Origin of the sequence: Candidatus Trichorickettsia mobilis (assembly GCF_034366785.1) — a bacterium.
Taxonomy (GTDB): domain Bacteria; phylum Pseudomonadota; class Alphaproteobacteria; order Rickettsiales; family Rickettsiaceae; genus Trichorickettsia; species Trichorickettsia mobilis_A.
The window spans coordinates 461701-475013 of record NZ_CP112932.1 but is presented as its reverse complement, the minus strand read 5'-3'; the positions used below and the strand labels follow the sequence as shown (position 1 = coordinate 475013).

The 13313-nt window shown below is 32.1% G+C and carries 15 protein-coding genes and 1 tRNA gene; 6 read left to right on the top strand and 10 right to left on the bottom strand.

Annotated elements, in window-relative coordinates:
* The first annotated feature begins 76 nt into the window (after window positions 1–76).
* Window positions 77–901 carry a M23 family metallopeptidase gene (locus Trichorick_RS02155; RefSeq protein WP_323738617.1) on the top strand — a complete coding sequence of 275 codons (825 nt, stop codon included), beginning with the start codon at window positions 77–79 and terminating at the stop codon, window positions 899–901.
* 526 nt (window positions 902–1427) lie between these two features.
* Here Trichorick_RS02155 and Trichorick_RS02150 read toward each other — a convergent pair.
* The 9 genes from Trichorick_RS02150 to Trichorick_RS02110 form a co-directional block, all read right to left on the bottom strand.
* Window positions 1428–1997, bottom strand: a complete 570-nt coding sequence (locus Trichorick_RS02150; protein WP_323738616.1) for an OmpH/Skp family outer membrane protein — start codon at window positions 1995–1997, stop codon at window positions 1428–1430.
* A 36-nt stretch (window positions 1998–2033) separates the two neighbouring features.
* Window positions 2034–2453, bottom strand: a complete 420-nt coding sequence (locus Trichorick_RS02145) for a flagellar hook-basal body complex protein FliE (RefSeq protein WP_323738615.1) — start codon at window positions 2451–2453, stop codon at window positions 2034–2036.
* Window positions 2454–2921, bottom strand: a complete 468-nt coding sequence (gene flgC, locus Trichorick_RS02140; protein WP_323738614.1) for a flagellar basal body rod protein FlgC — start codon at window positions 2919–2921, stop codon at window positions 2454–2456. It abuts the gene before it with no gap.
* The gene (flgB, locus tag Trichorick_RS02135) at window positions 2918–3433 is read right to left on the bottom strand and encodes a flagellar basal body rod protein FlgB (RefSeq protein ID WP_323738613.1); all 516 of its coding nucleotides are present in this window, start codon (window positions 3431–3433) and stop codon (window positions 2918–2920) included. The genes flgC and flgB overlap by 4 nt, the downstream gene beginning before the upstream one ends.
* A 116-nt stretch (window positions 3434–3549) precedes the next feature.
* A tRNA-Gln gene (locus Trichorick_RS02130) sits at window positions 3550–3624 on the bottom strand.
* A gap of 270 nt (window positions 3625–3894) precedes the next feature.
* Window positions 3895–4662: a flagellar type III secretion system pore protein FliP gene (gene fliP / locus Trichorick_RS02125; RefSeq protein WP_323738612.1), complete on the bottom strand. Its 768-nt coding sequence runs from the start codon at window positions 4660–4662 to the stop codon at window positions 3895–3897.
* Complete coding sequence (locus tag Trichorick_RS02120) at window positions 4646–4909, bottom strand: hypothetical protein (protein WP_323738611.1); 264 nt, start codon at window positions 4907–4909, stop codon at window positions 4646–4648. The genes fliP and Trichorick_RS02120 overlap by 17 nt, the downstream gene beginning before the upstream one ends.
* Window positions 4910–4911: 2 nt before the next feature.
* Window positions 4912–5214, bottom strand: a complete 303-nt coding sequence (locus Trichorick_RS02115) for a hypothetical protein (protein ID WP_323738610.1) — start codon at window positions 5212–5214, stop codon at window positions 4912–4914.
* A gap of 47 nt (window positions 5215–5261) precedes the next feature.
* Window positions 5262–5558 (bottom strand): EscU/YscU/HrcU family type III secretion system export apparatus switch protein, encoded by a 297-nt coding sequence (locus Trichorick_RS02110; RefSeq protein WP_323738609.1) that lies wholly within the window; start codon window positions 5556–5558, stop codon window positions 5262–5264.
* A gap of 41 nt (window positions 5559–5599) precedes the next feature.
* Between Trichorick_RS02110 and Trichorick_RS02105 the strand changes: the two genes are divergently transcribed.
* Together Trichorick_RS02105 and Trichorick_RS02100 are read left to right on the top strand one after the other, a co-directional pair.
* Entirely contained in the window at window positions 5600–6205 is a 606-nt protein-coding gene (locus Trichorick_RS02105; RefSeq protein WP_323738850.1) for a phosphatidylglycerophosphatase A family protein, read from the top strand.
* 65 nt (window positions 6206–6270) lie between these two features.
* The gene (locus Trichorick_RS02100) at window positions 6271–7614 is read left to right on the top strand and encodes a class I SAM-dependent methyltransferase (RefSeq protein ID WP_323738608.1); all 1344 of its coding nucleotides are present in this window, start codon (window positions 6271–6273) and stop codon (window positions 7612–7614) included.
* 218 nt (window positions 7615–7832) lie between these two features.
* On the opposite strand, the gene Trichorick_RS02095 is transcribed toward Trichorick_RS02100, so the two are convergent.
* Window positions 7833–10373: a valine--tRNA ligase gene (locus tag Trichorick_RS02095; RefSeq protein ID WP_323738607.1), complete on the bottom strand. Its 2541-nt coding sequence runs from the start codon at window positions 10371–10373 to the stop codon at window positions 7833–7835.
* Between the two features lie 64 nt (window positions 10374–10437).
* Between Trichorick_RS02095 and ubiA the strand changes: the two genes are divergently transcribed.
* The 3 genes from ubiA to Trichorick_RS02080 all read left to right on the top strand — a co-directional run bounded on the left by ubiA (window position 10438) and on the right by Trichorick_RS02080 (window position 13300).
* Entirely contained in the window at window positions 10438–11286 is an 849-nt protein-coding gene (gene ubiA / locus Trichorick_RS02090) for a 4-hydroxybenzoate octaprenyltransferase (RefSeq protein WP_323738606.1), read from the top strand.
* Between the two features lie 131 nt (window positions 11287–11417).
* The gene (locus Trichorick_RS02085) at window positions 11418–12155 is read left to right on the top strand and encodes a Bax inhibitor-1/YccA family protein (RefSeq protein WP_323738605.1); all 738 of its coding nucleotides are present in this window, start codon (window positions 11418–11420) and stop codon (window positions 12153–12155) included.
* 359 nt (window positions 12156–12514) lie between these two features.
* On the top strand, window positions 12515–13300 hold the full coding sequence (locus Trichorick_RS02080; protein WP_323738604.1) for a competence/damage-inducible protein A: 786 nt from the start codon (window positions 12515–12517) through the stop codon (window positions 13298–13300).
* The last annotated feature ends 13 nt before the right edge of the window (window positions 13301–13313 follow it).

Below are 13313 nucleotides of genomic sequence, written 5' to 3'. Positions count from 1 at the left end.
AGGTTTGATAATTCCATTCAGAATAAGTATATTATTCTTGTTGGCACTTATAATCTCTGCTTGCAGTACCACTAATGTGAGCCAAAAATTACTTAATAAAATTGATGTTAATCTTGAAAAAAATTATCAAATAAAGAGTGGTTATTTAATAGCAGTTTATAATTTGACTGATACTAAAGCTGAATGTTTATACGCCAAAGATTTTTGTCGTATTATTAATGATGATGCTTACGCCCAGAATTTTTTAACTAAGTTTAATAGTCGTTATGCCAACAGGTTGAATATAATAAATCAGCAAGCAATGATAAAAATACAAAAATTGCAGAAATTATTATTTGAATTAAATAATAAGTACAAATTTTTATCTCGAACAGAATTAAGAACAGCAAGTCATATTCTATATGATAACCAACCTGGTAATATTTTTTTAGCAATAGATGGTCACCATCAAATTATATATTTACACGAATTATCAAGATTAGACCAAATTCTGCAACATCTTCCACTGCTTGTCCCAATACTAAATCCTAAAATTACCAGTAATTATGGAATGCGTAAACATCCAATAACCAAGCGACGAAGTTTTCATTATGGACTTGATTTAGTTGGACATAAATCCGCTCCAATTTATGCTACCGCTACAGGTGTTGTTAGTAAAATTAGTAGAGTAGGTAGTTATGGTAACATGATTGAAATTACTCATCGTCATAAATTTACCACTAGATTCGCTCATTTAAATAAAATCTATGTTAAAGAAGGTGAGCTAGTGATACGAGGACAGAAAATTGGGTTACAAGGTAATAGTGGTAATACTAAAGGAGAACATCTACATTTTGAGGTTTTATTAAATGATCAACAGCTAAATCCGTTAGGTTTTGTTGCACATTCTTTGAAAAATTGAATATTTTTAAAGTGAGCGTTGTTCACGAGTTTTTTAGTTTAAACATTAGACTTCTTGCCTAACCTATTCTGGTTGGTAGTTTTGTCTGAAAAATTTCTTAACCATCTCTAGGTTAGACAAGAAGTCTATTGGTACACCACATATAAGGTGTTTATTCACGTCCCTGGCAAACCTTTACCGTATCAGGTATACAGATGGTAAGTTTGACAACAAACTGCTTTCACGGTGTCATTCCCAGCAACGTTCACATATAGCATCGGCGAGTCAAGCTTGTTACTCTCAAATTTTGCGCGATTCGCATGTGCGAAACAAAGTAATAAGCTTACGCATACCCACACTAAAATTTAAAAGTAACAAGCTTACTGACTCTAGCTATACAAGGCGTCCACGATGAGCTGTTAGGCTCCGTAGTGATCGTTGCAGCTCGCGTAGGGGAGAGGGGCGTACCAATAAAGACTGGATTGCTTTGATTTTTAACAAAATCTCGCAATGACGGTTTTTTCTAAAAACCGTGAACACTAACTTTTTAAAAATTTACTTTTATAGTTTTTATTTTGTTATTTAATAATTCTACTACTTCGTGAGTGATGTTAAGCTCATTTGTCACAAATAGTACCTGAGAACTTGGTAACACCAGGTTAAAATTATATTTTTTAGCTAAATCACTAATGACAGTAATTGTAGCATCATGAACCTTGCGAATTGCTTCGGCATGAGCTTGCTCAAGACGAGTTTTCTTATTCTGCATGTCTTTTTGAGCAGCACTAACCTTTTGATTAAAATCGCTTACTACTTTTTCAAAAGCTTCTTCATTAAGAATGCTGCGCTTTTTTATTAATTCTTCTTCGATTCTTTTTAATTCTATTTCTTTTTGTGTGACATCTTGCTGCATCTTGCTGCTTATTACATCTATAGATTTTCTAATATTTTGCATAGCAACAGAATGTTCTAAAATAGATTGAACATCAACCACGGCAATTTTAGTATTAAACTTATGCTCAACGCCGATTGATAAATTAGGTTGGTTTATGAACAATATACTCAGCAAGGTGAATAATTGCCAATATTTTGTTGTTATTTTTTTTTTATAACTCACATGATTAATTATAATTTGATAAGTTTGCTAAAATTATTAGATCTGCATATTCATTACTTTCTCAAAAGATTCCAAAAACTTATCGCGTAAAGCCACCATAGTTTGCACGGTATTTTTTGCTTCGTTAGCAGCGTACATTAAATCAGCCAATGATGCTTCATTAATCAAAGATTTACGTATGGTTTGTTCATGTGTGCTAACTTTTTTGCGCAATTCTCCAACGATAGTTTCAGCAATACCATTACTGCCAGCAGCATTCACATTTGCTGAACCAGATGCTTTAGCATGAATAATGTGTTGTAAAATTTGGTCTGGAGACATGTGTGCATAATTATTAAAAGCAACATTAACCATTTTATGGAAATTAGCGGCCTCTTGTACATTTTCAACGTAAGGCTGTTCGCTTACTTTATTATATGCATTTTGAGCAAGCAGTAAAATACTATTAACACTCATTTATTTAATCGCTTCTATAGTTCGTTGCATCATACTTTTTGATTGCTCAATAATACTCAGGTTAGCTTCGTAGCTTCTTTGCGCTTCGCTAGCATCAGCTCTTTCTATTTCTTTATGAATATTGGGATATTTAACATAACCATTTAAATCTGCCGCTGGGTGATGAGGGTCATATTTTAAAATAAAAGGCGCTTTATCTACATCTACTTTTTTGACTTTAAGTATATTAGTTTTTAATGTTTTATCAAAGACATTTTTAGCAAATAAAATTTTACGCTGATAAGGATTGCCTCCGGGTTGAAAACTAGTTGAATCCTCGTTGGCAAGATTCTCAGCAGCAATTTTAAGACGTTCTGCTTGTACTTTAATACCATGTGAAGCAACAGATGATGCTTTCTGTAAATCATCCTCCAATGCAAATATTGTGTGATTAATGAGAAATAATAAGAAGACTAATATATACATCATTTTCCTAACACCGATGTAATTAAACCACTGCTACTTTTATATGCTTGTAACGCGGTGTCATAATTTATTTGATTTTGTGATATCTTAGTTAATTGCTGGCTAAGAGAAACATTATTACCGTTTGGTTTGAGTTCATCTGGATCTCTTAATTTATTTACAGCAAAATTATTATCTTGTTGATTATAACCTGCTAGATGCTTATTTGACGTTGTTGTCAGACGTAATTTTCTAGATTTGGCAACATTCTGTAAATCTTCTGATTTTTGTGGAGTAGCTACTTCGTTTGCCTTATATCCAGGCGTATTAATGTTAGCTACATTGTTTGCCAATATTTTATGCTTAAATGAGGTAAGTTTTAAATATGAGCGCAGCAATTCGTTTGTGGTGTTTGGATTCTTATTAGACTGAGCAAAAGCATGTTTTGGAATTGAGATAAATAAGATAAGTAATACAGCTATCGCCACAAATCCTAGAACATAACGTTTATTTGATAATACATCTAATGCTAACATACCTAGATCATGTTCCGGTTACATTTAAAGCTGATATAATGTAATTAAACTTATGATGTTTTGCAAATTAAATTTATAGTAAGTACTGTATAATTACTATATGAATGACTGAAAAATGGCTGGGGCGGATGGATTCGAACCACCGGGTGACGATACCAAAAACCGTTGCCTTACCACTTGGCTACGCCCCAAAAACTTATTATACTAATCATTATAATTAAGTATCGCGTTGTTAAACTTCATTACTTGCGATGCTCACGTACTATAGTGACTGCTTGCGCGTCTCGCTCTTCGTTTTTCTAGTGCTAGTTTATTCTAATGATTGGTATTACTACTGCGTTATAGTAACTAAACGCCATATGTTCCGCTTTATAACAGTAAATCAATAATCAGTCAATAAACTTAATTATTATAGTTTGTGATAGAAGTCTATTGTTGTGTTTTTTATTGGGCATAGGTATTTAAGTTACAAAACTTTGTATTAAACTACCTGCCAATAAATACCAACCATCAATAAGCACAAAAAATATTATCTTAAAAGGTAAAGCTACCATTACTGGTGGCATCATCATCATTCCCATAGCCATCAAAATGCTTGCTACTACTATATCAATGATTAAAAACGGCAAGAAGATTAAAAATCCTATCTCAAAACCACGTTTTAGTTCACTTATCATGAAAGATGGAGCAATTACTTTTAATGGCAGATCATTAATATCCTTAGGGACGTCTACTTTGGCAATTGAGATAAATAAATCTAAATCTTTGGTTCTAGTATTATTAACCATAAATTTTTTAAATGGTTGAATAATAAGCGGTAAGGCTTCTTCTTCAGTAATTTGCTCAATTAGTAATGGCTTTAGCCCTTGTTCATAAGCAATTTCTAGTGAAGGAGACATAATAAAAAAAGTTAAGAATAAAGATAGACTAATTATTACTTGATTAGGAGGAGTTTGTTGTAGCCCGAGCGCTGTTCTAACAATTGATAATACGATAGATATTCTAACAAAGGAAGTGCCCATAATCAGAATTGACGGTGCAAGTCCAAGAACTCCAATTAGCAAAAATATTTGTATTAATCTGCCTGTCGTAGAACCATTATTTAGTATATTTTCAAGATCATTACTAGTTGCAGCAAAAGTTGTAGGGGCAATAGCCATGAAAGATAAGGTTACAGTAAACAAGAGTAGGGGATATAAAAAAGTTTTATGATTACTCGATATCTGCATACTTATCTATTAGTACTATATTATTTTTACCCACGGCTAAAATATAATTATTTTTAGCTTGACGAATATTTATAACTTTAACGTTTTCATCAATGTATAATATTGCAGCAATCTGCATGCTACTTGATGGATGCCCTAGTTTGTGTGCGAATTTACCATATTTTTGTATTGCTTTCAGCACACAATACATTAATACCACGATAAATATTAAAGAAAGCAAAACTTTAGAAACGACCACTATTTCCATAATCAATTTTTTTTATTGATATGCGACACCTTAATGTAACTATCAAACTGCGATCTTTGCTTTATTAAATTATTACTTTGTTGTTGTAAATCTTGTTTTCGTTCAGCGATTTTTTGTATTATATTTGTCACTCTGTTTTTTGCTTCGATAATGTGGCACTGTTGAAAAGTCCCGTTTGAAAAATCTTCTCTGATGTTAACAAAAAAATCATTTAACTTACTATCATGAATATTAGTATCCAATAGATGTTCAAATTGGTCAAATTTCTGTAATATTTCTTCCCACGTTACTTTATTCTTATTCATTAGATTTTCTGCCTAAAGCTTTTTATCAACAAAACTTATAAAAAAATTTATTTTGTATATTTATTTTTGACTTGATTATTCTTTTCATAAATATGAGATATAATCTTAGCAACTACTCCGTAAACTTCCAACGGAATATATGAGTTAATTTCCAGTATAGATAAAGTTTTTACTAAGTCTGCATCATAATGAATTGGTATATTGTTTTTTCTCGCTATATCAAGTATTTGATCAGCAATTAAATTATTACCGCTAGCCAATATTTTTGGTGCGATATCTGTTTTTTCATTGTATCCCAGAGCAACGGCTTTTGTTCCCTTGGAAAAATTATTATAATTATGCATAATAATATACTAGAATAGATTTTTATAAAATAATATTCATGATGTTAAAAAAAGAAAAGATTGTAGAATTTGTTGTTACTTTTTGTTTTATTGGTAAAGCAAAATATTGCCCTGGAACCTTAGGATCGTTAGCAGCATTTCCTCTTGCTTATATAATAGCGCATTTTACCATAATTAACCAAATTGTTTTTTCGTTTTCTAAATTAAATCTTGCGTTTGTTGAAAGGGAATTATTGAGCTTATTTATTATACTACTATTAGTTTGCGTATTACTGTTTATTATTGGTTTATATTTTACCACTAAGTATCTATATCTTGTTGATAAAAAAGATCCTCAAGAGGTTGTGATCGATGAGGTAGTAGGACAAATGTTAATGATTACATGTTGTTCGTTCTCGGTAGCATTTGTTCAGTATTCCGGTCTTATAAGATATTTGAGTGCCGGAGCTATAGATTTTATATTTTTATTTGTATTACCTTTTTCTTTATTTAGATTTTTTGATATAGTCAAACCATGGCCGGTTGATTGGTTGGATAAAAATATTAATGGTGCGATAGGAGTCATGATTGATGATGTGGCAGCAGCTATTTTAGCTATTGTTATGCATTATGCTTTAACTTTTACAATTATTGATTGGTTCAGATAGTCTTTGTTATTATAGCTTTGAAAGTGAGTGATAATTGATTTGTATGTTAATTAGGTAATAAATTGATGACTAAGAAAAACAGAAAAGAAACTAAGAAATTTGTTAAAGATATAAAAGCTGTACAAGATCAATATCTAGATTATCCCTATCCGCTAAGAGATCCAGAAGATGAGAAAAAAAGATTAATATGGATATCTGGTAGTTATTTGGGTGAATTAAATCATTGGCTTTATAGTGGCAAAGAGAGTTTTAGAGATGGTTTTAGAATTTTAGTTGCAGGTGCAGGTACTGGAGATGCTGTTATTTATTTTGCTGAACAGTTAAAAGATACAAATGCTCAAATTGTATATTTAGACTTTAGCAAAACAAGTATGGATATAGCTAAAGAAAGAGCAAAAATTAGAGGTTTAAAAAATATTAAATGGGTTAATGATAGTATTTTAAATATCCCAAATTTAAAACTTGGATTATTTGATCATATTAACTGTATTGGAGTTTTGCATCATTTGGAAGATCCAGATTTGGGGTTAAAAATTTTAAAAGACTCTCTGACGGAAAAAGGTTGTATGAGTCTTATGGTGTATGCTACCTATGGTAGTACTGGTGTTTATCATATGCAAACACTTATGCAAATGGTAAACAAAAATGCTACTTCTAGAGCAGAAGAGGTAAAAAATGGTTGGGCTATAATTAATTGTTTACCTAGTTCAAATTGGTATGTTAGGGGTAAAGATTTAATGAATGATCTTACTATGGGTGACGTAGGAATGTATGATTTGTTTTTACACAAACAAGATAGATCTTATACAATTCCTGAGCTTTATGATTTTGTAGCTAAAGCTGGTCTTCATTTTATTGACTTTAGTCATTACCAAAGCAGAGTCTTTTTAAGACTAGAGAATTACATTACTGATCAAGCGCTGCTAACTGAACTGAAAAAAAGAGATTTAGTAGAACAACAAGCGATGTGCGAAATAATTTCAGGTAAAATAATTAACCATAGTTTTTTTGTTTCTAAGCAAAAAGACACGATAGCTTCCTTTGATGATCTAGATAATGTGCCATATTTTTATACTATAAATGGCTTAGCAAAACAGATTTATGATTATTTAGAAGCAAACTCTAATCTTGTTGGTGGTTCTATTAATTATTCTTGGAAATCTCCTGTAATTTGCGATAATTTGAATGTTAGTTTGCCAGTTGTAAATTTTACAAAATATCTGTTTAAATATATGATTAGTGAAACTTTGAGTTTTAGAGAAATTTTTAATGCTATAATAGCTGAAATAGGTGAAAAAATTGATGATAAGTTGCTAATTCAGAATATAAAAAATACATTAATGCCTTTTGAAAAGGCAGGAGTTCTTCTTCTTAGACATAAAAATGTTGATTTATTTAAAAAACCGTAAACGCTCACAAAATTTTGTACGCAATGCCAAGCACCTCAAGAATAGTAAACGATTATATCGAGAGTGTTCAATGAACTGTGTCAATATAAAAATAGAGCATGTCAAGCTTTGAGACCATTTATGGTCGAAGCAATCCAGGAAATAAACGTTTGACTGGATTGCTTCGACCATAAATGGTCTCGCAATGACGATTTGACACAGTTCATTGAACACTCTCATTATATCTTATAAATTATGCTGACTGCAAGGTGCCGATCATCTAATTGATGCCCATTTTTTGTAGAAAAATTATCTACATAATTTATAATTTCGGCAGTCACTACATTTGCCAAATCCTGAGTTAAACTTGGTGATAAGGAGCAACCGGTAACTTCTAATAGTTTAATAGGTGCTTTAACTGATAAATTCTTAGCAGTTTTTGCTGATCTAATCAGAGCTAAAATAATTAATAAATTCTCAATATTATTATCATTCTCGGTAATAAACTTCCATCCTTTAACATCTGGCCAACTTCCTCTGGCGTGAATGCTTTTCTGATAATGGGTAAGATCAGCGCTATGATATAATATACTATAAATTTCCTCAGTAATATGAGGTATAAAGGGCGCAAACAGTTTTAATATAATTTGCAAACTGTGATACAAAGTCAGGATAGTACTTTGTTGTCCTTCTGTATCAGTGCCTTCTTCATTATAGGCTCGCACTTTCGTTATTTCTAAATAATTATCACAAAATCTTGACCAAAAAAATTGTTCAACCGCATGCAATGCTGAAGCATATTCATAATTTTGCATTGCCTGTTGTACTGATATAGTTAAATCAACGATATTATTAATCAACCATTGATCTAATGGGTGAGTGATTTTATGTTTGATCTCGCTATATGACATCAGCAAATCAGTGGAAGATAATTTATCAAAATGAGTGCTAACAAATTTTGCGGCATTCCATAATTTATTGACTAAACGCTTGCCGTTTTTCATAATGTCTTCTGAGTAGGCAGTATCAGCACCAAGCTTTGAAGTTGCAGCCCAGTAACGAATAACATCAGCACCATATTCTTGCAGTAATTTTTCTGGTGAGATCACATTATCTTTTGACTTAGACATTTTGCTACGATCCGACGCCAAACACCAGCCGCTAATCATGATACTATTCCACGGCAAACTATCTTGGTGTAAATGTGATTTAAGGATAGTATAAAAAGCCCAAGTTCTTAGAATTTCATGAGCTTGAGGTCTTAAATCCGCGGGAAATAATTTCAAGTGACGTTCCCAATCTACGGCATATTGTTTAGAAATGGCATGAGTAGCTAATTGCGGAGAAACGCTGCTGGTAGCCCAGGTATCCATTACGTCACGATCAGGTTCTACTTCATCTTTGCTGTAACCTTCCGGTAAATCAGTTAAAGGATCAACCGGCAATTGTGCAATATTGGCAAATAATATTTTACCTTCTTCACCAGCACGCTTAGAATACCAAACTGGAAATGGTACTCCAAAATAGCGCTGACGACTAATGCACCAATCCCACGCTATGCTATTAATCCAATTATCAAGACGAATTTTCATTGATTTAGGATACCAATTAAGCTGATTACTACGCGCTAACATAGTTTCTTTATGTTGTAATGTTTTTATAAACCATTGATCAGTAGTGAGGATCTCAAGCAGAGCTCCAGAACGTTCCGCACATTTTACCGTATGGGTGATTTCTTTTTGAGCAATCAACAAATTTGCAGTTTTTAGGATTTCAATAATTTTAGTGCGTGCAGCAACAATTTTTAAACCCTGTAACTCATTGGCAAAATCAGTAGCTTTGTGAATATTTTGACAATTGGAATCAAAGGTAATATCAGCAATCTGTCCAAATTTATTAATAATAATTTTTAATGGTAATTGATGTTTTTGCCACCATTTAATGTCAGTAATATCACCAAAAGTACAGCACATCACTAAACCGCTACCTTTATCCGGCTGTACTAACTCATCAGCGATAATTGGTACCTTAACCTCAAATAATGGAGTAATCGCATATTGATTTTGTAAATGTTGGTATCTTGAATCATCGGGGTGAAAAAGTACAGCAACGCAAGCTGCTAACATTTCCGGCCTAGTAGTAGCAATAATTAATTGCTCACCTTTATCGGTATAAAATACCACATCATTCATAAAGGAAGATTTTTCTTTATCCTCAATATCAGCTTGTGCTAATGCAGTTTGATCAACAGGATCCCATAACATTGGTTGCTGGTCTCTAAATACCTCATCTTTGGCCGCCAGATCCAAAAACGACATTTGTGAAATTTGTTGTGATAATGGGTTAATGGTCTGGTATTCCAACGTCCAATCCACTGATAAAGCTATTTGTCTGAACAGTGAGCGAAATTTCTCTTCCTCTACAGTAACTACTTGCTTACAAAGTTCAATAAACTCCTTGCGTTCCATCAATGAAGCTTTTACTTGTTTCTGCTTCTCAACAAGACGTTCTGTCGGCAAACCATTATCATCAAAACCAATTGGATAAAAAATATTTTTGCCCATCATTCGTTGAAACCTGACGATAAAATCAGTTTGAGTATAACTATAAACATGACCTATATGTAATTGTCCTGACACAGTTGGCGGTGGTGTATCTACTATAAAGCTGTTTTCACGTGCTTCATCCTGATCCCATACATAAATATTGTGTTGTAGCCAGTATAATTGCCATTTTTGTTCATTCTCATGAAAATTATAGTTCTTTAATAACTCTTGCATAGCATCAGTAAATTAAGTTAAAATTAGCGAAAATCATCAAATATATACTATATTAATCATAAAAATGCGAAATAAAATTATACTATTGTTTCAGCTCGCCAGATTTCATAGTCCTACTGGATATTTACTAGTATTTTTCCCAGCATATTATGGGTTGATATTAGCTAGTAATTCATTAGATGATCTAAAATTATTACCGATATTTTTTATCGGTAGCGTGCTTACTAGAGGCGCCGGTTGTATTATTAACGATTTATTCGATCAAAAAATTGATAAAGAAGTCCAGCGCACCAAAAACCGTCCGCTTGCTAATAAATCTTTAGATCAAACAACGGCTATTCTTTTTTTGCTAGCTTTATCAATAATTTGTTTATCTATTTTATTCACTCTGAGCAATACCGCGATTTATTTAGGGTATCTCGCCATAGTGTTAATTATTTTCTATCCATTAATGAAGCGAATAACTAATTTTCCGCAAGTATTTCTCGGTATCACTTTCAATTTTGGGGCTTTAATTGCTTACGCAAGCATTGCAGATACGATTGAATTACCGGCGCTAATAATGTATTTAGCATGTTGTATGTGGGCAATCGGCTATGACATTATCTACGCTTTTATGGATTTGCCAGATGATAAAAGAATAGGAGTCAAATCAATGGCAATATTATTGGAACATAAAAATTATAAATTATGGTTATATTGTTGTTATCTGAGCTTTATCATTCTGTTTATTATGGCAAATACACTAGCACAGAAACAGATAAATTTATTGATCATAGTTTTTGCTTTAGGATTATTACTATGGCAAGTTTCTACTTTAAAAATTTATAATTACAAAAATTGTTTAAGTAGATTCAAAATTAATAATTATGTTGGTTTAGTTTTATCGCTATCAACAATAGTTAATATTTGATAAATATTAGTTTTATATTTATTATTTAAGTTATAGATAAAATGTTCTTGAAAAAAGGTATTTTACTCACTATATTTACTACTATCAGTAAATTATTCAGTAACAATTATCAAAAACTCATGGGGTAACTTATGATAGACTATACCAAAACTTTCGCTGGGGCTCAAAAAACCTATGATGCCGGTCTCAGAGAATATATGCTTAAAATATACAATTACATGACCATAGCGTTAGTGATAACAGGGGTTATGGCTTTTGCTGTCGCTACTAGTGAGTCATTAACTGCATTAATGTTCACATTTTCTCCAGCAGGTAAATTTACAGGGAATACAGGTTTTGGCTGGTTAATTGTGTTAGCACCCATAGCTATTGCTTTTTACTTTTTTATGGGTATGGGCAGGTTAAGTCTTAGCTCAACTAAAATATTGTTCTGGGTATATTCTGCCTTAACCGGTATGTCATTAGCTTCTTTAGCCTTGGTCTATACTGGAGAATCTATTGCGCGCACTTTATTTATTTGTGCATCACTATTTGGAGCTATGAGCTTGTATGGTTATACTACTCAAAAAGATTTAACTTCATTTGGCTCTTTTTTAATGATGGGACTAATTGGTTTGATATTAGCTTCGTTAGTCAATATATTTTTTAATAGCCCAGCTATATCTTTTGTTACTTCTTTAATCGGAGTTGGAATTTTTATGGGATTAATTGCTTGGGATACTCAGAAGCTTAAATCTATGTACTACACTTCTGGTGGTGGGGAATTAGGACAAAAAATGGCAATAATGGGAGCCTTTACCTTATATTTAGATTTTATCAATCTGTTCTTATACTTAATCAGATTCTTTGGAAATGTTAGACGTGATTAATGATATTTGTAAATTTGTAAGTATTATGTTGAGAGTGATCTGAAATTTATGAGTATTACGTACTTTTAACGTGATACTCACTCAGCATTTTAGGTTCTTCTTATAAAAAAGTTTTGTTTATCTAAATATCCTAGCTTGTACATATTAGTTAGACCTCCTCAGAAACTTACTCTTCGCGAGAAAGCTTTATTCGACCACAGGTTGAGCATTTTAATTTGAGAGCAACTAGCTCACCGACCGACGCTATACGTGAGCACAACCGAAACGCAAGCATTTACTGTACCATAATTCAACTGGAGAAGCTATATACTATAATAGGTTATATTTTCTCTCATACACAAATATACGCCTATTTTATTATGTTAAATCCAACAGCAGCAATTATTATTATAGGCAATGAAATTTTATCTGGCAGAATCCAAGATATAAATGTGCTTTATATTGCTAAAAAATTAACTGAGATAGGAATTAAACTATCTGAAGTTAGAATTATATCTGATACACAAAAAATGATTATTGATACCGTATTAGCTCTTAAAAGCCAATACGATTATATATTTACTACAGGTGGTATCGGACCTACTCATGATGATATCACAACTGTAGCTATTGCTACTGCATTGAACTTATCTATCGAGTTAAATCCTCTAGCAGAAAATGTAATTAGGAAATTTTGCGTTCTCCATAACCAGCCATTTAACCAAGCTGTAGAAAAAATGGCTTTTCTTCCTCATGGTTGTAAATTAATTGACAATAATATATCAGGAGCACCTGGATTTATTGTTGAAAATATTTATGTAATGGCTGGAGTACCTAATATAATGCACTCTATGTTTGAGCAAGTATTGTCTACCTTAAAACATGGTAACCCAATTATTAGCAAATATATTGATATTATGATTGGAGAAAATATCATTGCAACCGACTTTGCTGACTTACAAAATAAATACCCTGATATTGAAATGGGAAGCTATCCTTTCAAAAAAGATGATCAATGTGGTACATCATTAGTATTAAGTTCTGCAAATACACTTCTTCTTGAACAAGCATATGCAGATTTATTAAAACTGGTACACAAAATCTTATCTAAGCGTGATTCAATAAGCTGTGTTAAATCTGTTGACTGTCACTACGAATTAACTTAGTCATATAAAAACT